The following is a 25163-nucleotide window of genomic DNA, read 5'->3' on the forward strand; positions in this document are numbered from 1 at the left end:
CGCAATGGCTGTGATCATCAGTGATTTTTGATCAATCATTGCACGAGTATTGCGGGAGTATTACAGAGGAAAGTCCGGCATTCGCCCGCAAAGGACGCGTCATGTCCGGGTTTGACCCTTGTAAAGCCGGAGTCACCCGGACTGACCTGCCGCCTGTACCGGTGCGCTGACCTGCGGATACAACGCGCGAACAATCGTCAGCGAATACTGAATACATCGGGAGTACACACCCCCGGCAGATGCTGTTGCCCAGGTCCTCGCGGCATCTCTGCTCACAGTTCTGGGCTATCGCCTATTTCCAGCCACTCGCCCGACGCGTGCGGCCGATTCACGATTCCTCTGACATGACTGGAGCATCGATGGAGACGTCTGTCGACTTCGACGCCATCATCACCAAGTACGCGACCTTCGCCTTCGACGACAGCACCCCCCTGCAGGACGCCGGCCTCGAGTCGCTGTCCCTCATCCGCCTCGCCGTGGAGGTGGCCGCCGACGACGACGCCGAGATCGACGCCACTCGCCTGGCCGATCTGCGCACCATCGGCGACCTCAAGGCATGGCTGCGCGACGTCGCCGCCGGCGGCGACGCGGACACGGACGGGACGGCCGACGCGTGAGCGCTCCGACGGACACCGACGCCGTCCCCTCGGCCGCTCCCGAGCCGCTCCCGCTGACCGACTCCCAGAAGGGCCTGCTGGTCGTCAACGACCGCGTGCCCACCCCGGAGATCTACAACCAGGTCATGCGGTTCGACATCGACCCGGCCTTCGGCTTCGACGCCGTCGCCGACGCCCTGATCACGCTCGTCACGGTGCAGCCGTCGATGCGTCAGGTCTTCGCGCTGCGCCCCGCCCCGCACGCCCGGTTCGCCGAGCCGCCCGCCCGCGCGGAGCTCCCCCTGGAGCTCGTCGAGGCGCCGGCGGACCGCTTCGACCAGACGATCGGCGAGTGGGCGGTGCGCCTCGGCCGGCCCGCGTTCGCCCTCACCGAGGAGTCGCCCTGGCGGGCCGGCTACGTGCGCTCCGCCGACGGCTCCCAGGCGGCGATCCTCCTGGTGATGCACCACATCATCGGTGACGGCGTGTCGCTCGGCCCGGTCGTACGGGACATGGAGTCCGCCCTGGGCGGCTCGCTCACGGCCGAGCGCACCCAGGAGCTCCGCGCCACCCGGGAGCGGGCGTTCCTGCGCGAACTGCGCGCGCAGAACTCCGTGACCACCGCGGACAAGACCGTCGAGCGGGCCAGGCAGTGGGCCGAGCGGCTGCGCGAGGTCCCCGCGCAGGTGCTGTTCCCGCGCCCCAACCGGCCGGCGGAGACCGACTTCGACGGCGCACGCCTGGAGTGGCTGCTCGGCGAGGCCGAGAGCGACGCCGTCGCCGCGACCTGCAAGCGGCTGAACGTGACGCCGTTCGTCCTGTTCAGCGCGCTCTACAGCGCGGTCGTCGCCCGGCACGCAGCGGTCTCGACCGTGCTCATCGGCAGCCCCTTCATGGCCCGCCGCACCGTCGGCGCCTTCGACCTGTGCGGCTTCTTCGTCAACACCCTGCCGGTGGCGATCGACGTCGACTGGACCATCCCGTTCGACCGGCACGCCGGCGAGGTGGTGCGCGAGGCGGTCGACTACTGCCGCTCCAACGTCGACGTGCCGTTCAACCAGCTCGTCGCCCACGCGCAGCCGGACCGCTCGACCAACCGCAACCCGCTGTTCGCCTGCATGCTCGCCATGCAGGACACCTTCGACGGGGACAGCTCCGGCGTCATCCGCGGGGTGGGCGAGCCCAGCAACGGCACCGCCAAGTTCGACCTGTGGCTCGGCGCCACGCCGGTCGACGGCCGCTGGCTGCTTGAACTCGAGTACGACACCCAGCTCATCGCGCCCGTCGTCGCCGACGGACTGCTCACCTCGCTGCGCTCGGCGCTGCGCCGGGCCGTGGCGGACGGATCGCGCACGCTCGCCGACCTGTTCACCGACGCCTCGGCGGTCGACAGCCGCCGCACCGACGGATATCCGGCCGACGTGCCCGCGAACACGCTCACCGAGTGGCTCTCCGACGTCGCCGCCGCGCAGCCCGAGGCGGTCGCCATCGCGGACGAGGGCGGGAACGTCTCGTACGGCGAACTCGCCGCGCACGTCGACGCCGTGGCCGCGGGCCTGGCCAAGGCCGGTGTGACCACGGGCGACGTGGTCGGCATGTGCCTGGACACCCTGTCCGACACCACCGTCACCCTCCTCGCGATCATGCGCTGCGGAGCGGCCTATCTGCCGCTCGACCTCAGCCTGCCGGCCGAGCGCCTGCGGTACATGGCCGAGACGGCCGGCATCCACGTCACCGTCGGCGCCGAGGTCGACATCCCCGGCGTGCGCCGGGTGAAACTGGACGAACTGAGCGCCGAAGGCGCCGAGTTGCCGCCGCTCACCGGCTCCGCCCCGCCGGCGTACGTGATGTTCACCTCCGGCTCCACCGGCCGCCCCAAGGGCGTGCTCATGGGCCAGGGACCGCTGCTCAACCTCACCGGCTGGCAGATCGCCGCCCTCGGGATGGACCGGGACACCCGCTTCCTGCAGTACGCGCCCCTGGGCTTCGACGTGTCGTTCCAGGAGATCGTCCCCACGCTCGCCGCCGGCGGCACCGTGGTGTCGCGGGAGCCGGTCGACCGCCGGGACTTCCCCGGCCTGGTGCGGCACGTCGCCGACGCCGAGGTGACGCACATCTACCTGCCGGTCGCCGCGCTGCGCCCGTTCGTCCAGGCCGCGCAGGCCAGGGGGACGCGCTTCACGGCGCTGCGGTACGTGTGCGTCTCCGGCGAGCAGCTCCTGGTGGACGAGCAGATCCGCGCGTTCTTCGTCGACCACCCGTACTGCGAGCTGGTCAACCTCTACGGTCCGACCGAGACCCACGCGGTGACGACCCAGCGCCTGTCCGGCGCCGAGGAGCAGTGGGCGGGCCACGTGCCGATCGGGCTTCCGCTGGCCGGCGTCCACGCCTACGTGGTCGACGCCACCGGTCACCTGGCACCCGCGGGCGTGCCCGGCGAGCTGTTCCTCGGCGGCAGGTGTCCGGCCGAGGGCTACATCAACGACCCGGAGCGCACGGCGGCGAGCTTCGTCGAGGACCGCTTCGCCGGGACCGGGTTCATGTACCGCACCGGCGACCGGGTGCTGCGCGACCAGCACGGGCAGCTCGTCTTCCTGGGCCGCGGCGACACCCAGATCAAGATCCGCGGATACCGCGTCGAGCTCGGCGAGATCGAGATCGCCACCACCGACCTGCCCGAGGTCCGCCAGGCCGTCGTGGCCGTCCGCGGCACCGGGGCCGGCCGCGAGCTGCTGCTCTTCGTGGTGCCCGAGGGCGACGCCACCGTGGACGGCGAGCGCGTCCGCCGCCACCTCGCCGGCGTGCTGCCGGCGTACATGGTGCCCGCGCAGGTCCTCACCGTCGACACCGTGCCGACGACGGGGACGGGCAAGACCGACCGGGACGCCCTGCTCGCCCGCGCCGACCGGCTCATCGCGGAGCGTCAGGACGCCGCGGGCCCGGCGCCCGCGGAGTACGCCGACGACCTGGAGCGCGGTCTCGCCGCCGTCTGGGAGGAGGTGCTCGGCAGCACCGGCATCGAGCGCGACCGCACCCTGCTCGACTACGGGGCGCACTCGCTGAACATCCTCTCCGCGCTCGCCCTCGTGGAGGAGCGGTTCGGCGTCGCGGTGCCGATCGTCGACTTCTTCCGTCTGCCCACGATCGCCGCGCTGGCCGAGCTCGTCCGCGAGTACGGCGAAGAGGAGGCCCAGTCATGACCACCGCGTCCCCCGCGACCAGCCGTCTGGTGATCCTGGTACGGAAGAAGAACCGGCCGACCTGTGTCGTGCTGCCCGGCGCGGGCGGCGGCCTGCAGCCGTACCTGCGCCTGGCCGGCTACCTCGGCAGCCGCTACAACGTGTACGGCGTGCGCACCCTGGGCATGGTCGCCGGCGAGCAGCCCGAGACCACCGTGCCGGAGATGGCCGACTCGGTGCTCGCCACCCTGGACGAGCAGGGCCTGACACCCGATCTGGTGGTCGGCTGGTCCATGGGCGGCACCCTCGGCTGGGAGCTGTCGACCCGTCTCGCCGAGCGCGGGCACCGCCCCGACCTCGTCCTGATCGACACCTCCCCGCTGCTGCGCGAGTCCACGCCGGAGGCGGACGGCGACATCGAGGACAACATCGTGCGCCAGCTCGGTCCGCACGCGGACGAGGCCACCAGGACCCGGGTCCTGGAGACCTTCCGCGCCCAGGTGCGGGCCCTGACGGAGTACGAGACGACGACTCCGTACGCGGGCCGGGTACTCCTGACGATGTGCACGGGCGACCGGATGGGCCCCCGCGAGGAGGCGACGGAGCGCTGGCGGGAACTCGCCGCCGACCTGCGTACGGCTTCCATGTCCGCCACCCACTTCGGCGTCTTCGACGCCGAGCACTTCACCGAACTCAGCGAGCCCATCGGCAAGTTCCTGGACCTGGCCGGCCCGGAGGCGGCCAGGTGACCGGTCCGCTCGCGGTCGTCAGCGGTGGCACGCGGGGCATCGGCCTCGCGTTCACCCGCCGGCTGCACAAGCTCGGCCACCGTGTCGTCGCCCTCTACCGCTCCGACGAGGAAGCCGCCCGCCAGGTCGCGGACCCCGGCGCCGGCATCCACGTCCTGCGCGCCGACCTCGCGGACCCGGACTCGGTGGCCGCGGCCGTCGACACGGTCCTCTCGGCCCACGGCACCCCGCGGGTCCTGGTGAACAACGCGGGCGTCAACATCGACCGCCCGTTCCTCGAGATGAGCGTCGACGACTGGCGGCGCGTCGTCGACACCAACCTGTCCGGCGTCTTCTATCTGACCCGCGGTCTCGCCCCGGCGATGGTGGAGTCCGGCGAGGACGGCTCCGTCGTCAACGTCGGCGCCACCACCGGCATCCGCCCCCGCCTCAACGGCGCCAACTACTGCGCGAGCAAGGCGGGACTGCTCCAGCTGACCAAGTGTCTGGCCCTGGAGCTGGCCCCCCGCATCCGGGTGAACTGCCTGATCCCCGGGATGACCGAGACGGAAGAGCTCGTCACCCGGTTCCGGTTGGACGACGCCGCGTCCCGCGCGTCCGTGCTCGCGGAGATCCCGCGCCGGCGGATCGGCACGGTGGACGACATCGCGGACGCCCTCGAATTCCTTGTCGGCCCTGGCTCGGCCTACATGACGGGTCAAAAACTCGTCGTGGACGGCGGCCAGTTCATGTGGTAGGTGACCCATGCTCGATGAGATGCTCTCCGCCGCCAAGGCGGCCCGGCTCGCAGCCCCGCCGCCCGGCGAGGCCAACTATCTGTCGTACTGCAAGGAACTCGCCACCTCCCTGCGCACCCACTGGGACGCGGTGCTCGCGGCCAACGCCGAGGACATCGCGGCGGCCCGGGCACGCGGACTGTCCGAGACGCTGATCGACCGGCTCACGATGGGCACCCCGCAGCTCGACTACCTGGTGGGGCTCACCGAGCGGGTGGCCGCGGAGCTGCCCGAGGTCACCTCGGTCTCCGAGGCGCACACCGCGAGCGGCGCCATGGCGGTGCGCCGCATCCCCAAGCCGCTCGGTCTGATCCTGATGATCTACGAGGCCCGGCCGACGGTCACCGTCGAGGGCGCCCTGCTGCCGGTGGCCGCCGGCAACTGCGCCCTGCTCAGGGGTGGTTCGGAGATCGCGCACACGGCCGGCGCGCTGCGCGCCGTGGTCGCGGACGCCCTCGGTGCCGCGGGCCTGCCGACGGACATGGTCCAGATCATCACCGACCCGGACCGCAAGCTCGTGCGCGAGCTGCTCAAGCGGCCCGACGCGATCGACGCCCTGCTGCCGCGCGGCAGCGCCGCGCTGGTCGACTACTGCCAGAGCACCTCCACCATCCCGGTGATCGCGAGCGGTGGCGGGGTCAACCACCTGTACGTGGACAGCAGCGCCGACGTCGATCTCGCCGCCCGTGTCGTGCTCGACAGCAAGCTGGCCGAGCCCACCGCGTGCAACACCCTGGAGATGGTGCTCGCCCACTCCGATGTCGCGGGCGACCTGGTACGGCGTCTCGTCGCCCTCGGCGGTGAGAGCAGCCACGCGTACGCCCTGCGGCTCGGCCCCGAGCTCGTCGACGCGGCCCCGGCCGACGGCGGGTCCGACGGCGGTGCCGGCGTGCCGGTGACGGTCGAAACGCTGTCCGAGACGGACAACGGCCGGGAGTTCCTGGACCGCACCCTGGGCGTCCGCGCCGTCGACGGCCTGGACGAGGCGGTCGCGCACATCCAGCGGTACGGCTCGCGGCACACCGAGGGTGTGGTCGCCGCCGACGGCGAGGTCGTCGACCGCTTCCTGCGCACCGTGGACGCCGCCGCCCTCGTGGTGAACGGCTCGCTGCGCCTGCACGACGGCCCGACCATGCGCCTGGGCCCCGAACTGTCCATCAGCACGGCCCGCCTGCACGTCCGCGGCCCGGTGAACCTGGCCGCCCTGATGACCTACAGCTGGGTCGTCGAGGGCAACGGCACGCTGCGCGGCGCCGGAGAGGAGGAGGCGTGACCGAGGCAACGGACGCGGCGACCCGAGCCGAGATCAACCGGGTCGTCAAGGAGATCCTGATCGCGGAGGCCCGGCTGTCCGTCGGGCCGGACGCCCTCGCCGACGACGAGCCGCTCAACGGAGAGCTCCTGAAGGTCAATTCGCTGGGCTTCCTCGGCATGCTCATCCGGCTGGAGGACGAACTCGACGTGACCCTTCCGGACGACCTCTTCGTCGGTCACACCTTCCACACGGTCGCCGACCTCGTCGCCGTCATCGAGCGCGCAACGGAGATGAACCAGTGACGAAGACCCCGACCCGCTGGCGCAGCGTGCTGCCGCACCTCGGCTACCAGCTGCCGCCGGACGTGACCCCGCCGGCGGCGAACGGCCCGGTCACCGCCCACCTCCCGCTCGAACTGGTCCGGCAGAGCATCTCCGGCCGCGAGTGGTGGGACATCCCCGACGAGGTGGCCGACCACTACCGCAAGTTCCGCCCCACCCCACTGTGGCGCGCCCGTCGCCTGGAGCAGGCCGTCGGCGCGAAGGCCCCGATCTACGTCAAGTACGAGGGCGGGAACCTCTCCGGCAGCCACAAGTTCAACACCGCGCTGGCACAGGCGTACTACTACAAGCGGGCCGGCGTCGAGGAGCTGGTCACCGGCACCGGCGCGGGCCAGTGGGGCACCGCGATGGCCGCCGCGTGCGCCGCGTTCGGCCTGAAGTGCACGGTGTTCATGGTCGGCCGCAGCCTGCACGACAAGCCGTACCGCGGGACGCTGATGCGCCTGCTCGGCGCCGAGCTGCACGCCAGCCCCAGCCAGGTCACCGAGCTCGGCCGGCGCGGCGACACCGGGTCGACCAACGCCCTGGCCCTGGCCATCGGCGAGGCGGTCGAGTACGCGAAGGAGGGCGAGCAGGACGGCACCAAGCGCGCCTTCTGCATCGGCAGCGGCGAGACCTACAGCATCCTGCACCAGTCGGTCATCGGCCTGGAGGCCATCGACCAGCTGCAGGAGGAGGGCGCCGAGGTCGACACCGTCGTCGGCTGTGTCGGCGCGGGCTCCAACTTCGGCGGCATCGCGCTGCCGTTCTTCAGCCGGCACACCGACGAGGGCACACCGGTGCCGACCCTGCTCGCGGCCGAGTCCAGTGCCACCCCGAAGCTGAGCCGGGGCGTGTTCGCCTACGACGTCACCGACGCCACCGGCACCGGTCCGATGGAGGCGATGTACACCATCGGCAGCAGCTACGCGATCCCGCCCGCGCACTCCGCCGGGCTGCGCTTCCACGGCGCCGCCAAGGTGATCTCCGCGATGCGCCACCGTGACCAGGTGGCCGCCGTGGCGGTGGGCCAGCGGGCCGCGCTGGAGGCGAACCGGCAGTTCGCGCTCACCGAGATGATCCTGCCGGCCCCCGAATCGGGGCACGCGCTCGCCGCCGCGCTCGACGTGGTCACCGGACGCGACGAGCAGCGGGCACCGGGCCGTGGCGTGCTCGTGGTGGTGAGCGGCCACGGTCTGCTCGACCTCGCCGCCTACGGGCAGCTGCTCGACGGCACGATCGAGGACGGCGGCCACGACGAGGAACAACTGCGCCGCGCCACCGCCGGGTTGCGCCGGGTCCCGGACGAACTCCTCGAGGTGAAGCCCCGATGACCGGTGACTCCCTCGTCGAGGCGCCGTCCGCGGAGTGGTCGCCGGCGCTGACGACCGTGCGGGCCGACGCGCTCGACTGTCTGCAGGCCAACCTCGCCGTGCTCGCCGACCGCGCCCACGGCGGCGGCGCCCACCTCGCGCTGGGCGCGCCGGTCGACTTCGAGACCACACCGGCCGGCCCGGAACAGCGGCTGGCCGAGGCCGAGGAGCTCCTCGGCCTGCGCGTGACCGCGCGCTGGGACAGGGCGGACGGTCCGCTGCTGCGCGAACTGCTGCGCGACCACGCCGTCCTGTACGTCGTCGGCGACGCGTACACGATGCCGTGGGTGCCGTACGCCGGCCACGAGCACATGGAGCACAGCTTCCTGCTCACGGCGAGCGGCCCCGACGGCAGCGCTGACGCCGACACGCTCACCGTGATCGACGCCTACCACAACGACACCCCGTGGGGCAGTGCCCGGCCCGGCGTCTGGCGGCTGCCGGCCGCCGACCTCGACGCCGTACTCGCCACGAAGTGCACCGCCCTGGCGCTGGATGCCACTCCCCCGCCGGCGCTCGACGCCACGGCGGTCCTGGCCGCCAACGCCGCCGCGATGTCCGCGGCCGGGCCGCGCGTCGACGCGTACGTGACGGCCATGCGCGAGGCCGTCGGCGACCCCGACGCGCTCGACGCCCTCGTCCTGGACGTGTGGGTGCTCGGCAGGGCCCGTACCCTGCACGCGGCCTGGCTCGGGACGGTCCCGGGCGTCGACGCGGACGCGGCCGAGGAGCAGGCACAGGCGTGGCGGCGCTACGCCGCGCACACCTACGTGGCCGCGCGCCGGGCGCGGCGCGGCGGGGCCGTACCGGCGTCGGTGATCGACCAGCTGGACCGGCTGCTGCGCGAGGACGTGGAGCTGGCCCGCCGGCTCACCGTCGGGGAGGCCCCGTCGGATCCGCGGAGCGTCGTGGTCGAGGAGCTGTGCGCCGTCCTCGGCTCCGACGTCGCGGGCCTGCCGTCCACCGCTCCGCTGCGCGACCTGCCCCAGTTCAACTCGTTCCGGCTCGTCGACGTGATCGAGCGGGTCGAGAGCCGCCTCGGCGTGACGCTCGACCCCGAGGCACTGCGCGAGGACAGCTTCGACACCGTCGACACGCTGTGCCGGCTGTTCGCGGCCCCGGCCGCCGTGGAGGAGGCATCGTGACCGCAACCACCCTGCTGCATGAACTGCTCGACACCACCGCCCTGGAGCACCCCGACTCCCCCGCCGTGAGCTGCGGCGACACCGTGATGACGTACGACTGGCTGCGCACCGCCAGCCGCCGGGTCGCGGCCTGGCTCGCGGACCGCGGCGTGCGGCGCGGCGACCGTGTGCTGATCTGCCTCCCGGCGGACGTCCACGGCCCGGCCCTGGTCTACGGCTGCTCGCGGCTCGGCGCGATGTTCGTCGTCACCGCGGAGGGGGCCCCGGCGGGCCTGATGGAACACCTCCTCGACGACGCCGAGCCCACCCTGCTGATCAGCGAGGACGCCGGCAGTCGGCGGCTCGCCGAGGAGCGCGGCATCAAGACCGCCGTCCTCGCCGACGTCCGCACCGCCGCGGCCACGGCCGGCCCGGAGTTCCAGGCGGCGGAGAGCCCGCTCAGCGTGGACCCGGTCTGCCTCATCTACACCTCGGGCAGCACCGGCCGGCCCAAGGCCATCGTCTCCACGCACGGCCAGGTGGTCTTCGCCGCCCGCGCCATCCAGCAGGTCCTGGGCTACCGCGCGGACGACGTGGTCTTCGTACCACTGCCGCCGTCCTTCGACTACGGCCTCTACCAGCTGTTCCTCACCACGCTCGCCGGCGCCCGGCTGCATCTGGCGTCCGCGGCGGAGGCCGGCACGACGCTGCTCCGGCACCTGAACGCCACCGGCGCGACCGTGCTGCCCGCCGTGCCCTCGCTCGCCGGCACGCTGGCCCGGCTGCTGCGCCGCCCGCAGGCCCAGGTCCCGCGGATCCGGCTGATCACGAACACGGGCGCGGCGATGCCCGAGGACATCCCGAACACGCTCCGGGCGAAGATCCCGGGCCTCAGGATCCAGCTGATGTACGGCCTGACGGAGTGCAAGCGCGCCGCGATCATGCCGCCGGACGGCGACCTGGAGCGCCCCGGCGCCAGCGGCCGGGCCCTGCCCGGCACGGAGATCTTCGTCGTGGACGAGACCGGTCAGCGGCTGCCCGCCGGCAAGGACGGCGAGATCGTGGTCCGCGGGCCGCACGTGATGGCGGGCTACTGGCGCCGTCCCGAGGTCACCGCCCAGCGCTTCCCCCGGGTCGAGGGCCTGCTGCCGCAGCTGCACACCGGCGACTACGGCCGGCTCGACGAGGACGGCTATCTGTACTTCAGCGGCCGTCGCGACGACCTCTACAAGGAACGCGGCTTCCGGGTGAGCGTCACCGAGGTCGAGGCCGCGGCCCACCGCCTGCCCGAGATCGAGGCCGCCGCCGTGCTGCCCCCGGCCGAGGGGCGCGACGGAGCCGTGCTCTTCGCGGTGACCGAGCTCAAGGCGCACGACGTCCTGACCGGACTGCGCACGGAGCTGGAGGACTTCAAGGTCCCCCAGAAGTGCGTCGTCGTCGCCGAACTCCCGTACAACGCCAGCCGGAAGATCGACCGGGCCGCACTCGCCCGCCTCCTCGAGGAGTCACATGTCTGACGACGTCAGGGCCGAGGGGGCGGCAGGGGCCATGGAGACCCCGGCCTACCGCTACGACCTGGACGAGGTCCGGCGCTGCCACGCGCAGCTGCGCCAGGCCCTGCCGGAGCCCAGCGAGGTGTACTACTCGCTCAAGGCGAACCCGCATCCGGCGATCGTCTCCGCGCTGCACACCGCGGGCTGCCGGGCCGAGGTCTGCTCCCCCGGCGAGCTCCGGGCCGCACTCGACGCCGGCGTGCCGGCCGGGCGGCTGCTCTACACCGGCCCCGGCAAGCAGGACGGCGCGATCGAGGACGCGATCAAGGCGGGCGTCACCGAGTTCTCGGTGGACTCGCCGCACGGCCTGGACCAGCTCGACGAGACGGCCCGCCGCCTGGACACGCCGGTGCGCGCCGTGCTGCGGGTCAACGACTCCACGCCCGCGCCCGGACAGGGCCTCACCATGACCGGGGTGGCCTCGCCGTTCGGCGCGGACGCGGACTGGATCCTCGCCGAACCGGAACGTTTCGGCTCCCGGCCGGCGGCCAGGCTCGTCGGCTTCCACCTCTACATGGGCACGAACGTCCCCGACGAGGACGCGCTCATGGCGCAGTTCACCCAGTCGGCCGCCACCGCCCGCAAGCTCGCCGACGTGCTCGGCATCGACGTCGAACTCCTCGACCTGGGCGGCGGGTTCGCCGCCCCGTACGCCCGCGAGGGCGAGCTGCCCTCGTACCCCACCCTGGCCGGGCGGCTCGGCGAGCTGCTCGACGGCACCTTCCCCGGGTGGCGCGAGGGCCGCCCGACGGTGGCCTTCGAGTCCGGCCGCCACCTCGTCTCGACCTGCGGCACGCTCTTCACCCGGGTCCTGGACGTCAAGCGCTCGCACGGACGGCGGGTGCTGGTCCTGGAATCCGGCATCAACCACCTCGGCGGCATGTCCGGCCTGCGCCGGCTGCCGCAGATCGCGCCCGCCGTGCTGCACGGCGAGCCCGGCGCGACGCTGCCGCTCGCCGACGCCATGGTCACCGGACCGCTGTGCACCCCGCTCGACACCTGGGCGCGCGCCGCCGAGGTGGCCGAGGTCCGGCCCGGCGACGTCGTGCGGGTGCCGAACGTCGGCGCCTACGGACTCAGCGCGAGCCTGCTCGCCTTCCTCGGGCACCCGGCTCCCGTCGAGGTCGTCGTCGACGGCGGCCGGATCGTCGAGGAGTCCCGCCTCACGCTGCAGCGGCAGCCCGCCAACCGACCGACCGACCGGAAGGAAGTGACCCGGATATGAACCCGGAGTTCGAGGGAATGCTCCGCCCGTTCCTGAAGTACGCGGGCGAGCAGGAGCTCACCGCCGAGTCCAGGCTGCGCGAGCTCGGTCTCGACTCGATGCAGGAGATCGAGCTGCTCTTCGCCATCGAGGACACCTTCGGTGTCCAGCTGCCCGACGAGCTGCTCACCGAGACCACGTTCGCGACGGCGGGCAACCTGTGGCAGGCGATCTCGGACCTGGACGGCGCCGCCGACGGAGCCGCTCGGTCATGACCCTACTGAGCGAGGAGCCGCTCCATCTGTCCGACGTGCTGGACGTGGTGGCGAAGGAGGCGGCCGAGTCCGACGAGAACGCCGGCTTCCCGGTCGCCGCGCTCGACGCCCTGCGCACCCACCGCCTGCTCGGTCTGCTCGTACCGACCGAGTACGGCGGGCTCGGCGGCACCGCGGCCACCATGGTCGACGTGGCCCTGCGGCTCGCCCGTGAGGACCTGTCGGTCGGGGTGATCTTCGCGATGCACTGCCAGCAGGTCGCCACCCTGGTCCGCTACGCCTCGCCCGAGCTGCGCGCGGAGCTCCTCCCGGCGATCGCCAGGGGCGAGTCGTACCTGGCGTCGGTGACCACCGAGGCCGGCACCGGCGGCAGCCTGCTGGCCGCCGAGTCCACCACCGAGGCGGGCGACGGCCTGGTGCACATCGACCGCAACGCGCCGATCGTCACCGGCGGCATCCACGCCGACGCCTTCCTGATCACCGCGCTCGCCCCCGGCGCGACCTCCCCCAACCAGGTGTCCCTGGTCTACGCGCACCGCGACCAGCTCCAGGTGGAGGTACGGGGCGACTGGCAGCCGCTCGGCATGCGGGCCACGTCCAGCGTGCCCATGCGGCTGACGGGCGCGGTGCCCGAGCACCAACTGGTGGGTCCGTCCGGGGACTTCAGGTCGATGGTCACGGCCCTGTTCGGTCCGTACGCCCATCTGGGCTGGGCCGCGTGCTGGCTCGGCGCCTCGGCGGGCGCCCTGTCCCGGGTGATCCGCCATGTGCGCAGCCCGCAGGGCCGGAAGCGGTTCGACACCCGGTCCGACCTGCTGCTGCGCCGGCTCGCCCAGGTCCGCGGCGGCCTGGACACGGTGCACAGCCTGCTGCGCCACACCCTCGACGTCCTGGACCGGACCGAGGACATGTCGCAGGCGCCGGTGCAGCTGCTGCTCAACACCCTGAAGACCGAGGCGGCGGAGCGGTGTTTCGGCGCGGTCGACGAGCTCGTGGAACTGGTCGGCATCCAGCACGGCTATCTGCGCAACTCGCCGCTGTTCCTGGAGCGCACCTTCCGCGACCTGCGCAGCGCCTCGCTGAACTACAGCAACGACCGGCTCTACCGCGCCAACGGTTCGCTGTCGCTGCTCGACGCGGAGGTGCGCCTTGTCTGAGGCCGCCGCCACCGGCAGCACGGGCAGCACCGCCACCGACAGGACCGGCCTGCGCACGTCGATCGCCTCGGCGCTCGACCGGGTCGCCGCGTCCGGTGAAACCGCCACCGTCTGGCGGGAGCTGGGCCGGGCCGGCGTGCTCCGCGCGCTCGGCCCGTCCGGTACGGCTCCGGGCGGGACGGCCGACCCGCTGGCCCTGGAGGTGCTGCTGACCGAACTGGACGCGCGCCATCCGACCGGCACGGTCCTGTCGGCCTGCGTCCAGCTCGCCACCGCCCTGCCGATCATGGCCGAGGGTCTCGGCAGCGACCTCGTGCGGTCGGTGTACGAGTCGACGCTGGACGGGGAGGCGCAACTGGCCCTCGCCACGACCGATTCGGGCGCGGGCGGCTCCGACCTGATGGAGGCCACGACCGTCGCCGAACTGGGCGAGGACCAGGTGGTGCTGAACGGCGGCAAGCGGTGGATCACCAACGCGACCACCGCCGGCCACGCCCTGGTCCTGGCCCGGCACCGGCCGGCCCGGCACTTCACCAGCTTCGTCTGGGTGCTCGTCCCGACCGACGCGCCGGGCGTCACCGTGGAACCGACGACCACCCGGCTGTTCCTCGGCTCCGGCGTCGGAGACCTGCGCTTCGACGGGGTCACCGTCGGCCGCGAGCATGTCGTCGGCCGGCCCGGCCGGGCCCTGCCGAGCTTCGCCCGGCACATCGGCACGGAACGCCTGGCGTCCGCGCTGTGGGCGCGGGCGATCTGCCGGCGGGTGCTCGACCGGACCCGTGAACGGCTGGCCGGGCATCCGCTGCACGGCCGGACCGCCTGGGACAACGACGCCGTCCGCGCGCGCTTCGCGAAGTGCCTGGTGGAGCTGCGCCGGATGGACGCGCTGTGCGCGACGATCCAGGGCGGACCGGACGAGCGGCCCACGGCGCTGGACGGCATGATCGCCAAGGCGGCCGTGGCCGAGAGCCTGCAGTACGTGGTCGGCGAGTGCGTCCAGCTCCAGGGCGCCGCGGCCTTCGCCGACGACGGCATCGCCCATCTGCACACCGAGGCGGCGGCGTGGAGCATCGCCGGCGGCGCGACGGGAGCCATGCTCGCCGGAGTCGCCGACCACGCCACGGACGTCCTCAAGGCGACCCGGTGAGACGGCCGGATCTGATCCCCGTCGCGGACGGCGTCACGCTGGCCGTGGCCCGTATCGACGCGCTGCTGCCGCATGCGCGGCGCTGCACCGCGGCGGACCGGTCCGCGATCGCCGGGCTGCCGCCGTGGCGGGCCCGGCAGTCGCTCGGCGCCCGCACGCTGCTGCGGCTGGCGCTCGCGGACACGGCCGGCGCCGGCGCGGCGCGGGCGCCGATCGCCGTCCGCGGCGGCGGGAAGCCGTATCTGCCCGACCGGCCGGACCTCGGCATCAACCTGTCGCACGACGGCGACTGGGCGGCCGCGGTCGTCGGCGACGGGCACGCGGTGGGCGTGGACGTGCAGGAACCGCGGGCGGTCAGCCCGGGGATGCTCCGCCGCTGCTGCACCGAGGCGACGGCGGCCGGCCTGTCCGTCCTGCCCGCGCCGGACCGGGAGTGGGAGTTCGCCCGCATCTGGACCGTGCAGGAGGCGTGCGTCAAGGCGTCCGGGGACGGCCTGCCCGGCCGCCCCTGGACGATCCGCGTCGACCTCGGCCGGCAGCACGGCGCCTGGCGGTCGTACCGGTGGCGGTCCCTGCGCAAGGGCCAGGGGCCTCCGGTGAGTTGTGCCTACCGAAGGGAGGAAGCGTGACGGACATACCCGAGTGGCTGCGGCTGTTCGAAGGTCTGAGCTGCTACACGGCGAACCTGGCGGGGTACCTCCACCGCGAGTTCCCGCGGACCGAGGAGCACTTCGCCCGGTCCGTACGGCTCGCGGTGCGCACCGACCTTCCCGGCGGCGAGCTGTCCTTCTCCCACCACGCCACCCCGCTGGACGAGCTCCCGGACGGCAGCCGGCTGCGCTACCGGGCCGCCGGCGACGAGGAGTCCGCCGCCGCGGAACTGGCCGCGGAGGCCGGGCGGCACGGGCGCGTCCTGGTCGTCACGGACAGCGCGCGGCTGCCCTGGTCCCCGGTGTTCGGACAGGGCCCGTCGGCGCCGCACTGGCTCCTGGTGACCGGCGGCGGGGGCGGGGGGCGGTGGCAGGTGTACGACGCCTTCGCCGGCCTGCTGCCCGCGGGCGAACAGCGCCCGTACGCCGGTACGGTGACCACCGCCGAGCTGCTCGCGATGATGACCCTGCCCGCGGGCTGGTCTCCCGCGCAGCACCGCCGCAACACGCTCGCCTTCGGCTTCCCCGTACCGGAGCCTGAGGCCCCGCCCGGGTCCGGGCCGTCCGCCAGGCAGTGGCTCGCGCGGGAGGCGGGGCCCGGGCCGGAGTCCGAGCGGCCCGGGCCGGGATCCACCGCGCCGCTGCCCGGCGAGTGGCTCACCGACAGCGTCTCCGCACTGCCCTTCCTGGCCGACCTGCTCACCCGGCAGGAGGCCGACGCGGGCCGCCACCTGGAGGACCTCTGGGCCGCGACCCAGCACCACGTGTTCCGTTACCGGCGGCCGGCCCTGCGCGGCGACGCCTCGGCGGAGGAACTCCACCGGTGCGAAGAGGCCGTCGGCGCGTGGGAGGCGCTGCCCAAGGCCGTGCGCTTCGCCGTCGACTCCGCACGCCGGGGCCGGCCGCGCGCCTCCCTGATCCACAGCACTTTCGAGCGCCTTCTCGACATCGAATCCCGTCGCGCCGCGCTCCCGGTGTGACAAGGAAAGGAAACCACCCGTGATCGATCGGTCCCTCTACGACTGGTTCCTCGCCTCGGCGCAGCGCCACGGAGACTCCATGGCGCTGGAGGTCGGCAGCCACGCGCTGACCTACGACCAACTCCTGAAGGCGTCCGAGCGCATGGCCGCGCTGATCGAGCGGCAGCTCGGCCGGCGGCCCGAGCGCGTGGGCCTGCTGGCCAGCCGCAGCCTGACCACCTATGTCGGCTACCTCGCGATCCAGCGCCTGGGCGCCGCGGTGGTGCCGCTGAACCCGCGTTCTCCCGTGGCCCGCAACCTTGCCATCACCAAGGACTCCGGCCTGGAGATCACCGTCGCCGACGAGACCGCGAGCGAGCAGCTCGACGAGTACGCGCAGAAGGCCGGCGTCGACGTGGTCGACATGACCGGCGACGACCGCAAGAACCTCGTCACGCAGGGCGGCGACGACGAGCTGGTCGCCGAGATTTCCCGGCCGAGCAGCGACTACGCGTACATCGTCTTCACCTCGGGTTCGACCGGCCGCCCGAAGGGCGTCCCGACGACGCACCGCAACATCTCGTCCTTCCTCGAGGACGCCATCCCGCGCTTCCACTTCGCCCACGGCTGCCGGGTGTCGCAGACCTTCGAGGTCTCCTTCGACGGCTCCATCATCGAGATCTTCGGCGCCTGGGGCTCCGGCGCCACGCTCTGCATCCCGCAGCACAGCGACGTGTTCGCGCCCGTGCGCTTCGTGAACGAGAAGCGGCTGACGCACTGGCTCTCGGTGCCGTCGATCATCTCCTTCGCCAAGCGGCTGCGCGCCCTCGCGCCGAACAGCATGCCGACGCTCCAGTACTGCAACTTCGGTGGCGAGCCGCTCACCGCCGAGCAGGCCGACGCCTGGCTGACGGCCGCGCCGAACGCCACGATCCACAACTGCTACGGCCCGACCGAGCTCACGGTCATCATCACCGGAAACCCGGTGCCCCGGGACAAGGAGGCGCGCACGCCCACGTCCAACCGCACGATCCCGATCGGCGAGATCTACCCGCACATGGAGTGGGTCCTGCTCGACGAGGAGCTGCGGAGCACGGACGACGGCGAGCTGTGCGTGCGCGGTCCGCAGCGCTGCCCCGGCTATCTGGACCCGGGGCACAACGTGGGCCGGTTCGTGGACTTCGACGGCGTGCAGGGCCGGTCGTACGACGGCTCCGAGCCGCTGCACGACAAGCACTGGTACTGCACGGGCGACCGGGTCCGCATCGAGCACGGCGAGCTCGTGCACCTGGGCCGCATCGACGACCAGGTCAAGATCCACGGCTACCGCACCGAGCTGGGCGAGATCGAGTCGGTGCTGCGCAAGCACCCCGACATCGCGGAGATCGTCGTGGTGGCCGTGACGGCGGCGGACGAGCAGATCGACCTGCACGCCTTCTACACGGGCGACGAGGTGTCGGCGAAGGACTTCGCGCGTCTCGCCGAGGAGCTCCCGGTCTACATGCGTCCGCGCTCCTACCACCACCGGCAGTCGATTCCGCTGTCGATGGTGGGCAAGGTCGACCGCAAGCTGCTCGCCGCCGAACTGACCGGCTGACGCACGCCGTTCGCCGGCCGGTCCGGAGGACCGTTCTCCTCCGGACCGGCCCCGCTTCCCCCGACCCGACCGACCGACCGCCCACCACCCGCTCCACGAAAGGCCCGGTGTGGACCAGCACACAGATCCGGACGGAACGCTGTTCACGTGGTTCCGGGACAGCGCCCTGCGTCACTCGCGGCTGACCGCCCTCGAGGTCGGCGGCGAGTCGCTCACCTACGGGGAGCTGCTCGACCTCGCCGAGCGGCTCGCGCACCGACTGGTGTCGGTGACCGGCCGGCCGCCCCGGGCCGTGGGGATCCTGGCGGCCCGGACGCCCGCCGCGTACGCCGGCTATCTGGCGGCGCTGCGCCTGGCGGCCACGGTGGTGCCGCTGAACCCGGCGTTCCCGGCCGAGCGGAACGCGTACGTGTGCCAGGCCGCGGGCGTGGACGCCGTCGTGACCGACCGGTCCGACGTCGACGCCGTCGTGACCGACCGGTCCGGCGAGGGCCTCGACGGCGGTCCGGCCGTGGTCCTCCTGGACGCGACGACCCGGGACGAGGTGGCGGCGGGACCGCGCTGGTCCGGTCCCCCGGAGGGCGCCGCGGACGACGTCGCGTACGTCCTGTTCACCTCCGGGTCCACCGGCCGGCCCAAGGGCGTGCCGATCCGGCACCGTCAGCTGGCCCGGTACGTCCCCTGGTGGATCGAGCGGTACGAGGCGGGCCCGGGCAGTCGCCTGTCCCAGTCCTTCGACCTGACCTTCGACCCGTCGGTGTTCGACATGTTCGTCGCCTGGTGCTCGGGCGCCACCCTGGTCGTCCCGCAGTCGCGCGAGCTGATGATGCCGACGCGGTTCATCTCGGCCAAGGGCATCACGCACTGGTTCTCGGTGCCGTCGGTGATCTCGATCGCCCGGCGGCTGCGCGGTCTCTCGGCCGGCAGCCTGCCGACCCTGCGGCACACCCTCTTCGGCGGCGAACCGCTGACCCTCGAACAGGCCGCGGCATGGGCCGAGGCGGCGCCGCACAGCGTCATCGAGAACCTGTACGGGCCCACGGAGGTGACCATCTCGTGCACCGCGTACCGGCTGCCGGCGGATCGGGCGCGCTGGCCGCGGACGCCGAACGGCACCGTCCCGATCGGCACGGTGCACGACCTGCTCGACGGTGTCGTCCTCGACGACTCCGGTCGCGCCGCCGACGAGGGCGAGCTGTGCCTGCGCGGGCACCAGCGGTTCGACGGGTATCTCGATCCGCGGCAGAACGTGGGCCGGTTCGTGGCGTACGACGGTGACCGGTCGAGCGTCCTCGACGCCGACGCGGTGACGCCGGGCAGCTGGTACCGCACCGGTGACCGGGTGCGCGTCGAGGAGGGGCAGTTCGTCTATCTGGGCCGTCTCGACGACCAGGTGAAGATCCGCGGCTACCGGATCGAGACCGGTGAGATCGAGCATGTGCTGCGGGCCCGGCCCGAGGTGCAGGACGTGGTGGTCCTCGCCGTGCAGGGCCCGGGCGGGCCCGCGCTGCACGCGGTCTACACGGGTGAGGCGGTCCCGGACGAGGAGTTCACCGACCTGGTCGCCACGAGGCTGCCGCCGTACATGGTGCCCGAGCGGTACCACCGGCGCGCGGTGCTGCCGGTGAACGCCAACGGCAAGACCGACCGCCGGCAGCTGGCGGCCGAGCTCCGGAGGGACCTATGAGCCCGGCCGCGTCGGCGACCTCAGGCGCAACGGCGTTCCATGACCAGGCGGTTGGCGGTGGGCCGGCGCGCCACGGTGAAGCCCTGTCGCTCGAACAGGCCCTGGGTGCCGACGTACAGGTCGGAGGCCGCCGCCTTCGGGCTGGTCGTCGGATAGCCCTCGATCACCTCGGCGCCGCCCGCGCTCGCGTAGTCGCAGGCCGCGGCGAGCAGGGCGTCCGCGCTGCCCTGGCGGCGGTAGCCGGCACGGACGTAGAAGCAGGGCACCGACCAGCGTCCCGGCTCGTCGGCGCCGCCGCGGCCCACCGTGGCCGTCCGCAGTCGGGCGAACGCCGACCGGGGCGAGACGGCGCACCAGCCGATCGCGCGCTCGCCGCCGTTCGCCCCGCCGTCGGTGTAGGCGAGCAGCCCCGTCGGTTCGCCGTCCTTCACCAGCGCGTGGAACGCCCGCCGGTTGGCGTCACCGGACTCGTAGTCGGCGCGGGTGAGACGCCAGTACATACACCAGCAGCCGCCGCATGCGCCGCGTTCACCGAAGAGGTCCTCCAGGTCCGGCCAGTTCTCGACGGTGAGTGGACTCGTCCGCGTGATGAGCATGTCCGGCTGCACTCCTCCTGTGGAAGGAATCGGGGATGACACATGGTAACGAGGCGACCTCAGGTCCGAGCGCAGCCGAGCGGTCGGCCTTCCGGAGCGCCGCGGGCCGTTTCGCGACGGGCGTCGTGGTCGTCACCAGTCTGACGGACGACGTGCCCCTCGGAGTGACGGTGAACGCGTTCTCGACGGTGTCGCTCGACCCGCTGCTCGTCCTGGTCAGTCTGCAGAACACCTCGCGGATGCTGACCGCGATCGAGCAGTCGGAGATCTTCGCGGTCACCGTGCTCGCGGCCGACCAGAAGTACCAGGCGGGCTGGTTCGCCAACCCGCGGCGGCCGACCGGCCTGGCCTCGTTCGGCGGCGAGACCATGTTCGCGGGGCCGGCCACCGGATGCCCGGTGCTCGCCGAGGGGCTGGCGTTCTTCGACTGCCGGCTGCACGCGGCGCATCCCAGCGGCGACCACGTGATCCTCGTGGGCGAGGTGCTCTCGTTCGACCAGATGCGCCGGGCCGCGCCGCTGCTGTTCGCGAACGGCGAGTTCGGCGTCGGGGATCAGCCCTCGGCCGACGCCGTGTCGGACCGCGGGGTGTCGACGGCGGCCAGGGCCTTGTCGGTCACCACCCGCAGGTAGGGGATGACCAGCAGGGCGCAGAGCACGGCGAACACACCGAAGGCCACGTGGTAGTTGACGAACTGGGCCACCAGGCCGCCGACCGCCGCGGCGATCGGGGCGGTGCCCCAACTGATGAGCCGGTACGCGGCGTTGAACCGGCCGAGCAGGTGGTCAGGGACGAACGTCTGCATGATCACACGGGCGTTGACCGTCCACATGGTGCCGCCGACGCCGGCGACGAACGCGGCGCAGGCGATGGGAACGGCGCTCCCCTTGACCGAGGGAAGCAGGGCCGGAGCGGCGACGAGGAAGAAGGAACCGATGATGTCGACGAACATCGACCAGCGGCGGCCGAGCAGTCGGTTCACCCGTCCGACCAGCAGCGTGCCGACGATTCCGCCGACGCCGAGGCAGGTCAGCAGCAGGCCGTACTGGCGGGGGCTGAGGCCGAGCGGACCCGGAGCGGCGGCGTACGCGGGGATGAGGGCGAGCCAGACGCTCCAGCATCCGGCCATGACCGCGATGAGCAGCGCCATCGTGCGCAGCAGCCGGTTCTTCCAGAGGAAGTCGAGGCCCTCGCGGATCTCGACGCGGATGGGCTGCCGGGGCCGGGCCTGGGCGCCGCCGGCCGGCTTGGGGGAGAAATCGCCGACGAGCAGCGTCAGCAGCACCATGCCGACGGCGTACACGAGGCCGCTGACGCCGAAGGCGAGGACGAAGCCCGATGCCACCAGGAAGCCTCCGACGGGGGCGCCGAGGAACTGCTTCCAGAGGTACTCCATGGCGGTGATGCGCGCGGTGGCCGGTTCCCAGCGGGACTTGGGCACGGCCGCGGGAACGATGGACGCGCCGGAGGTGAGTGCGAGGACCTCGGCCATGCCCATGGCCAGCGCGACGACGTAGACGACCGGCAGCGACTTGGCATCGAGCAGGACGGAGGCGAACAGCGACGTGATGGCGCAGAGCCGGATCGCCTCCGCGACGACCATGAGCGTGCGCCGGCTGACCCGGTCGACGAGAACGCCCACGGGCAGTGCGGCCAGCAACCACGGGAGCGTGATGAGTACACCCACGGCGGAGATGAGACTGGGCGACTGCGTCATCTTCGCGGCCAGCAGCGGCAGGGCCACCCGGGCGATGGCGTCCGCCATGTTCGTCATGGCGGTGAAGAAGACCAGCAGCCATTCGTTGCGGCCGGCCCGGGGAATTGATTCGCCGGATTCGGATTCGCTCGTCGAGGAGCTCGATGTCGAGTGCGCCTGGGGCACTGCCGTTCCCTACTTTCGCGTTTCGATGAATGCCGGAACGACGGCCAATCGTCCATGAGCCCTACTTGACATGTCAAGGCCGGATGACGCCGTTCGCTCAACGGGGCGAAATTCAGTCGCAGAATGTCCATTTTCCGCGAGGAGGTGCGAATGGATCTGATACCTTTTCGAGCCACACGCTTTGTGCAGGACGTGGTCGGCGATCTGGCGAGTGTCACGGCGCTTCCCGAGGAGTACCCGAAAGACGGGAGCCGGCCGGTCAGTCCGTACAACGTCAGGCAGATAATCCAGCCCGACGCGGACATATCCGCAGAAGCGGGGCGGAATGCCGGGGCGCGGCTGACGCTGCGCCGCTGGCTCTCCGAAGGCGTGCTGGCCACGGACACCGAGCCGGCGCTGTTCGTCTACGAGCAGACCGAGGCCGGCACGGTGATCCAGCGCGGGCTGATCGGCGCGCTCGAAGTCAGCGACGACCCGTCCCGCGGCGTACTGCCGCACGAGGAGCACTTCGCCGGCTCCATCCCGGACCGAGCGGAGTTCATCCGCACCGCCTCCGCGGACATGGAGCCCATATTCTGCGTGTACGAGGGCGGCGGCGCGGCGAGCCAGGTCGTCGACGCCGTGGCGGACCGCCACCCTCCGATGGTCCGGGTGACCACCGAGGACGGCCGGACGCACCGGCTCTGGCGCATCACCGACAAGGCCGCGCACGCGACCATCGCCCGGGACCTGCGCGACCGGGCCGCGCTGATCGCGGACGGCCACCACCGCTACGCGGCGTACCAGCGGCTGCGAGCCGAGCACGCACAGGACGAGGCATGGCACCACGGACTCGCCCTGCTCGTGGACTCGGCCGTCTATCCGCCGCGGCTGCGGGCCATTCACCGCGTCATGCGGGACCTGTGCCTGCCGGAAGCCGTCGAGCGGGCCAAGGGCGTGTGCCGGGTGCAGGAGACGCCCCGGGAATTCGAGTCCGCCCTGCGTCTCCTTGAATGCACCCCGTCGGACGGCATATCTTTTCTGATCAGCGACGGCGACCGCCATTTCCTGGTGACCGACGTCGACCGGCTGGCAATTGAACTGGCGATGTCCGGGGCGGCTCCGCCCGAATGGCGAAACCTTGATTCCGCGATTCTGCACACCTTGTTCATCGAACTGGTCTGGGACCGTTCCGAGGATTCCGGTATCGCGTATGTCCACGGTGCCCGCGAGGCCGTCGGCCAGGCCCGCCGCGAGAACGGCACCGCGGTCGTCCTGAAGCCCCCAGAATTCTCCGACGTGCGGGCCATCGCCATGGCCGGCGGGCGCGTTCCCTACAAGTCGACTTCATTCGATCCCAAGCCGCGAAGCGGGTTTGTGCTGCGCATGCTCTGAGGACCGCTGACGAGGACCACCTACGGAAGAGAGATCTGATGAGAGAGAACGGCATCTGCACCTGCTGGCCGGGCGCGACCGTCTGGCTGACCGGCTTGCCCAGCTCGGGAAAGACGACCATCGCGCACGCCATGGCCGAACGCATGCGCGCCGGGGGACGCCGGGTGGAGGTGCTCGACGGCGACGAGATCCGCGCCACCCTGTCCGCGGGGCTCGGCTTCAGCCGCGAGGACCGGAACACCCATGTGCAGCGCATCGGCCTCGTCGCCGAAGTCCTCGCCCGCAACGGTGTGTTGGTCCTGGTGCCGGTGATCGCGCCGTACGCCGACCAGCGCGAGGCCGTCCGCAAACGCCACGAGGCGTCGGACACGCCCTATCTGGAGGTCCATGTGTCCGCACCCGTCGAGGTGTGCGCCGAACGAGATGTGAAGGGTCTGTACGCCAAGCGGGCGGCGGGCAAGCTGTCCGGGCTCACCGGTGTCGACGACCCGTACGAGGTACCCGATGCGCCCGACCTGCGCATCGCTTCGCACCAGCAGACCGTGCAGGAGTCCCTGGCCGCGCTGCACACGCTGCTCACCGAGAGGGAGCTCGCATGACCACGATCACGTCCTCGCCGGCGCGGGAGGCAGACCGCCCCGCCACGCTCAGCCATCTGGACGCCCTCGAGTCCGAGGCCGTGCACATCCTCCGCGAGGTGGCCGGCGAGTTCGAGAAACCGGTGATCCTCTTCTCCGGTGGCAAGGACTCCATCACCATGCTCCACCTGGCGCTCAAGGCCTTCGCGCCCGCTCCGGCGCCCTTCTCCCTGATGCACGTGGACACCGGGCACAACTTCCCCGAGGTCATCGAGTACCGCGACCGGGTCGTGGCCGAGCACCGGCTCCGGCTGTACGTGGCCTCGGTGCAGGAGTACATCGACCGCGGCGTCCTCAAGGAGCGTCCGGACGGCACCCGTAACCCGCTGCAGACGGTCCCGCTGACCGAGGCCATCCGGAAGCACGGCTTCGACGCGGTCCTCGGCGGCGGGCGGCGCGACGAGGAGAAGGCCCGCGCGAAGGAGCGGGTGTTCAGCCTCCGCGACGAGTTCTCGCAGTGGGACCCGCGCCGTCAGCGGCCGGAGCTGTGGCAGCTCTACAACGGCCGGCACGCCGTCGGCGAGCACGTCCGGGTGTTCCCGCTGTCCAACTGGACCGAGCTGGACGTCTGGCAGTACATCGCCCGCGAGAACATCGCGCTGCCGGAGATCTACTTCGCCCACAAGCGCGACGTGTTCCGGCGCTCCGGCATGTGGCTCACCGCGGGCGACTGGGGCGGTCCCCGCGACGACGAGCCGGTCGTCACCCGCCAGGTCCGCTACCGAACCGTGGGCGACATGTCCTGCACCGGCGCCGTCGAGTCCGACGCGTCCACCGTCGAGCAGGTCATCACCGAGATCGCCGCGTCCCGACTCACCGAGCGCGGCGCGAGCCGCGCCGACGACAAGCTGTCCGAGGCCGCCATGGAAGACCGCAAGCGCGAGGGGTACTTCTAAATGAGCACGTCCACCGACCAGATGACGCACGGCTCCGACGTGGAGACCACGACGCTGCTGCGGTTCGCGACCGCAGGTTCCGTCGACGACGGCAAGTCCACCCTGGTGGGCCGGCTGCTCCACGACTCCAAGTCGGTCCTCGCCGACCAGCTGGAAGCCGTCGAGCACGCCTCCCG

24 protein-coding genes are annotated in these 25163 nt (G+C 72.2%); 22 read left to right on the top strand and 2 right to left on the bottom strand.

The window, feature by feature from the left end; translation table 11 throughout:
* The first annotated feature begins 359 nt into the window (after positions 1–359).
* The 17 genes from ACWEV0_RS20520 to ACWEV0_RS20600 all read left to right on the top strand — a co-directional run bounded on the left by ACWEV0_RS20520 (position 360) and on the right by ACWEV0_RS20600 (position 19601).
* Entirely contained in the window at positions 360–617 is a 258-nt protein-coding gene (locus tag ACWEV0_RS20520; protein WP_403789794.1) for a phosphopantetheine-binding protein, read from the top strand.
* The gene (locus tag ACWEV0_RS20525) at positions 614–3796 is read left to right on the top strand and encodes a non-ribosomal peptide synthetase (RefSeq protein ID WP_453150769.1); all 3183 of its coding nucleotides are present in this window, start codon (positions 614–616) and stop codon (positions 3794–3796) included. The genes ACWEV0_RS20520 and ACWEV0_RS20525 overlap by 4 nt, the downstream gene beginning before the upstream one ends.
* Entirely contained in the window at positions 3793–4524 is a 732-nt protein-coding gene (locus tag ACWEV0_RS20530; RefSeq protein WP_453150770.1) for a thioesterase domain-containing protein, read from the top strand. Before ACWEV0_RS20525 ends, ACWEV0_RS20530 begins: the two co-directional genes overlap by 4 nt.
* Positions 4521–5261: an SDR family NAD(P)-dependent oxidoreductase gene (locus ACWEV0_RS20535; RefSeq protein ID WP_453150771.1), complete on the top strand. Its 741-nt coding sequence runs from the start codon at positions 4521–4523 to the stop codon at positions 5259–5261. Before ACWEV0_RS20530 ends, ACWEV0_RS20535 begins: the two co-directional genes overlap by 4 nt.
* A gap of 7 nt (positions 5262–5268) precedes the next feature.
* Positions 5269–6573: a glutamate-5-semialdehyde dehydrogenase gene (locus ACWEV0_RS20540; RefSeq protein WP_453150772.1), complete on the top strand. Its 1305-nt coding sequence runs from the start codon at positions 5269–5271 to the stop codon at positions 6571–6573.
* Positions 6570–6857 carry an acyl carrier protein gene (locus tag ACWEV0_RS20545; RefSeq protein WP_403789789.1) on the top strand — a complete coding sequence of 96 codons (288 nt, stop codon included), beginning with the start codon at positions 6570–6572 and terminating at the stop codon, positions 6855–6857. Before ACWEV0_RS20540 ends, ACWEV0_RS20545 begins: the two co-directional genes overlap by 4 nt.
* Positions 6854–8209 (top strand): TrpB-like pyridoxal phosphate-dependent enzyme, encoded by a 1356-nt coding sequence (locus tag ACWEV0_RS20550; protein WP_453150773.1) that lies wholly within the window; start codon positions 6854–6856, stop codon positions 8207–8209. The genes ACWEV0_RS20545 and ACWEV0_RS20550 overlap by 4 nt, the downstream gene beginning before the upstream one ends.
* Positions 8206–9393, top strand: coding sequence for an acyl carrier protein (locus tag ACWEV0_RS20555; RefSeq protein ID WP_453150774.1), 1188 nt, complete (start codon positions 8206–8208; stop codon positions 9391–9393). Before ACWEV0_RS20550 ends, ACWEV0_RS20555 begins: the two co-directional genes overlap by 4 nt.
* Positions 9390–10889, top strand: a complete 1500-nt coding sequence (locus ACWEV0_RS20560) for a class I adenylate-forming enzyme family protein (RefSeq protein WP_453150775.1) — start codon at positions 9390–9392, stop codon at positions 10887–10889. The genes ACWEV0_RS20555 and ACWEV0_RS20560 overlap by 4 nt, the downstream gene beginning before the upstream one ends.
* Positions 10882–12150, top strand: coding sequence for a type III PLP-dependent enzyme (locus ACWEV0_RS20565; protein ID WP_453150776.1), 1269 nt, complete (start codon positions 10882–10884; stop codon positions 12148–12150). The genes ACWEV0_RS20560 and ACWEV0_RS20565 overlap by 8 nt, the downstream gene beginning before the upstream one ends.
* The gene (locus ACWEV0_RS20570; RefSeq protein WP_453150777.1) at positions 12147–12404 is read left to right on the top strand and encodes a phosphopantetheine-binding protein; all 258 of its coding nucleotides are present in this window, start codon (positions 12147–12149) and stop codon (positions 12402–12404) included. Before ACWEV0_RS20565 ends, ACWEV0_RS20570 begins: the two co-directional genes overlap by 4 nt.
* Positions 12401–13561, top strand: coding sequence for an acyl-CoA dehydrogenase family protein (locus ACWEV0_RS20575; RefSeq protein WP_453150778.1), 1161 nt, complete (start codon positions 12401–12403; stop codon positions 13559–13561). Before ACWEV0_RS20570 ends, ACWEV0_RS20575 begins: the two co-directional genes overlap by 4 nt.
* Entirely contained in the window at positions 13554–14708 is a 1155-nt protein-coding gene (locus ACWEV0_RS20580) for an acyl-CoA dehydrogenase family protein (protein WP_453150779.1), read from the top strand. Before ACWEV0_RS20575 ends, ACWEV0_RS20580 begins: the two co-directional genes overlap by 8 nt.
* Positions 14705–15337: a 4'-phosphopantetheinyl transferase family protein gene (locus ACWEV0_RS20585; protein ID WP_453150780.1), complete on the top strand. Its 633-nt coding sequence runs from the start codon at positions 14705–14707 to the stop codon at positions 15335–15337. The genes ACWEV0_RS20580 and ACWEV0_RS20585 overlap by 4 nt, the downstream gene beginning before the upstream one ends.
* Positions 15334–16338, top strand: coding sequence for a hypothetical protein (locus ACWEV0_RS20590; protein ID WP_453150781.1), 1005 nt, complete (start codon positions 15334–15336; stop codon positions 16336–16338). Before ACWEV0_RS20585 ends, ACWEV0_RS20590 begins: the two co-directional genes overlap by 4 nt.
* A gap of 19 nt (positions 16339–16357) precedes the next feature.
* Positions 16358–17914 (top strand): amino acid adenylation domain-containing protein, encoded by a 1557-nt coding sequence (locus ACWEV0_RS20595; protein WP_453150782.1) that lies wholly within the window; start codon positions 16358–16360, stop codon positions 17912–17914.
* A gap of 109 nt (positions 17915–18023) precedes the next feature.
* Positions 18024–19601: an amino acid adenylation domain-containing protein gene (locus ACWEV0_RS20600; RefSeq protein WP_453150783.1), complete on the top strand. Its 1578-nt coding sequence runs from the start codon at positions 18024–18026 to the stop codon at positions 19599–19601.
* Between the two features lie 20 nt (positions 19602–19621).
* Here the strand turns inward: ACWEV0_RS20600 and ACWEV0_RS20605 are convergent, their stop codons facing one another.
* Positions 19622–20197 (bottom strand): GNAT family N-acetyltransferase, encoded by a 576-nt coding sequence (locus tag ACWEV0_RS20605; RefSeq protein WP_453150784.1) that lies wholly within the window; start codon positions 20195–20197, stop codon positions 19622–19624.
* A gap of 35 nt (positions 20198–20232) precedes the next feature.
* Here ACWEV0_RS20605 and ACWEV0_RS20610 point away from each other — a divergent pair, with 35 nt between their 5' ends.
* Positions 20233–20829: a flavin reductase family protein gene (locus ACWEV0_RS20610; RefSeq protein ID WP_453150785.1), complete on the top strand. Its 597-nt coding sequence runs from the start codon at positions 20233–20235 to the stop codon at positions 20827–20829.
* On the opposite strand, the gene ACWEV0_RS20615 is transcribed toward ACWEV0_RS20610, so the two are convergent.
* Entirely contained in the window at positions 20751–21971 is a 1221-nt protein-coding gene (locus ACWEV0_RS20615) for an MFS transporter (protein WP_453150786.1), read from the bottom strand. The two genes, ACWEV0_RS20610 and ACWEV0_RS20615, sit on opposite strands and share 79 nt — an antisense overlap.
* On the opposite strand from ACWEV0_RS20615, the gene ACWEV0_RS20620 reads away from it, so the two are divergent.
* From ACWEV0_RS20620 to cysD, 4 genes are all read left to right on the top strand, one after another.
* Positions 21970–22137 (top strand): hypothetical protein, encoded by a 168-nt coding sequence (locus tag ACWEV0_RS20620; protein WP_453150787.1) that lies wholly within the window; start codon positions 21970–21972, stop codon positions 22135–22137. The two genes, ACWEV0_RS20615 and ACWEV0_RS20620, sit on opposite strands and share 2 nt — an antisense overlap.
* Before the next feature lie 65 nt (positions 22138–22202).
* On the top strand, positions 22203–23453 hold the full coding sequence (locus ACWEV0_RS20625) for a DUF1015 family protein (RefSeq protein WP_453150788.1): 1251 nt from the start codon (positions 22203–22205) through the stop codon (positions 23451–23453).
* A 38-nt stretch (positions 23454–23491) separates the two neighbouring features.
* Positions 23492–24052 carry an adenylyl-sulfate kinase gene (cysC, locus tag ACWEV0_RS20630; protein ID WP_453150789.1) on the top strand — a complete coding sequence of 187 codons (561 nt, stop codon included), beginning with the start codon at positions 23492–23494 and terminating at the stop codon, positions 24050–24052.
* Complete coding sequence (gene cysD, locus ACWEV0_RS20635; RefSeq protein WP_453150790.1) at positions 24049–24987, top strand: sulfate adenylyltransferase subunit CysD; 939 nt, start codon at positions 24049–24051, stop codon at positions 24985–24987. The genes cysC and cysD overlap by 4 nt, the downstream gene beginning before the upstream one ends.
* The last annotated feature ends 176 nt before the right edge of the window (positions 24988–25163 follow it).

The sequence above is a fragment of the Streptomyces sp. NPDC003943 genome, from assembly GCF_053605265.1.

What these genes read in the sequence shown, in the direction of transcription:
- ACWEV0_RS20520 (WP_403789794.1), top strand. Translation starts at nt 360, where the DNA reads ATGGAGACGTCTGTCGACTTCGACGCCATCATCACCAAGTACGCGACC.
- ACWEV0_RS20530 (WP_453150770.1), top strand. Translation starts at nt 3,793, where the DNA reads ATGACCACCGCGTCCCCCGCGACCAGCCGTCTGGTGATCCTGGTACGG.
- ACWEV0_RS20540 (WP_453150772.1), top strand. Translation starts at nt 5,269, where the DNA reads ATGCTCGATGAGATGCTCTCCGCCGCCAAGGCGGCCCGGCTCGCAGCC.
- ACWEV0_RS20555 (WP_453150774.1), top strand. Translation starts at nt 8,206, where the DNA reads ATGACCGGTGACTCCCTCGTCGAGGCGCCGTCCGCGGAGTGGTCGCCG.
- ACWEV0_RS20565 (WP_453150776.1), top strand. Translation starts at nt 10,882, where the DNA reads ATGTCTGACGACGTCAGGGCCGAGGGGGCGGCAGGGGCCATGGAGACC.
- ACWEV0_RS20570 (WP_453150777.1), top strand. Translation starts at nt 12,147, where the DNA reads ATGAACCCGGAGTTCGAGGGAATGCTCCGCCCGTTCCTGAAGTACGCG.
- ACWEV0_RS20575 (WP_453150778.1), top strand. Translation starts at nt 12,401, where the DNA reads ATGACCCTACTGAGCGAGGAGCCGCTCCATCTGTCCGACGTGCTGGAC.
- ACWEV0_RS20605 (WP_453150784.1), bottom strand. Translation starts at nt 20,197, where the DNA reads ATGCTCATCACGCGGACGAGTCCACTCACCGTCGAGAACTGGCCGGAC.
- ACWEV0_RS20610 (WP_453150785.1), top strand. Translation starts at nt 20,233, where the DNA reads ATGACACATGGTAACGAGGCGACCTCAGGTCCGAGCGCAGCCGAGCGG.
- ACWEV0_RS20620 (WP_453150787.1), top strand. Translation starts at nt 21,970, where the DNA reads ATGGCGGTGAAGAAGACCAGCAGCCATTCGTTGCGGCCGGCCCGGGGA.
- ACWEV0_RS20615 (WP_453150786.1), bottom strand. Translation starts at nt 21,971, where the DNA reads ATGACGAACATGGCGGACGCCATCGCCCGGGTGGCCCTGCCGCTGCTG.
- ACWEV0_RS20625 (WP_453150788.1), top strand. Translation starts at nt 22,203, where the DNA reads ATGTCCATTTTCCGCGAGGAGGTGCGAATGGATCTGATACCTTTTCGA.
- cysC (WP_453150789.1), top strand. Translation starts at nt 23,492, where the DNA reads ATGAGAGAGAACGGCATCTGCACCTGCTGGCCGGGCGCGACCGTCTGG.
- cysD (WP_453150790.1), top strand. Translation starts at nt 24,049, where the DNA reads ATGACCACGATCACGTCCTCGCCGGCGCGGGAGGCAGACCGCCCCGCC.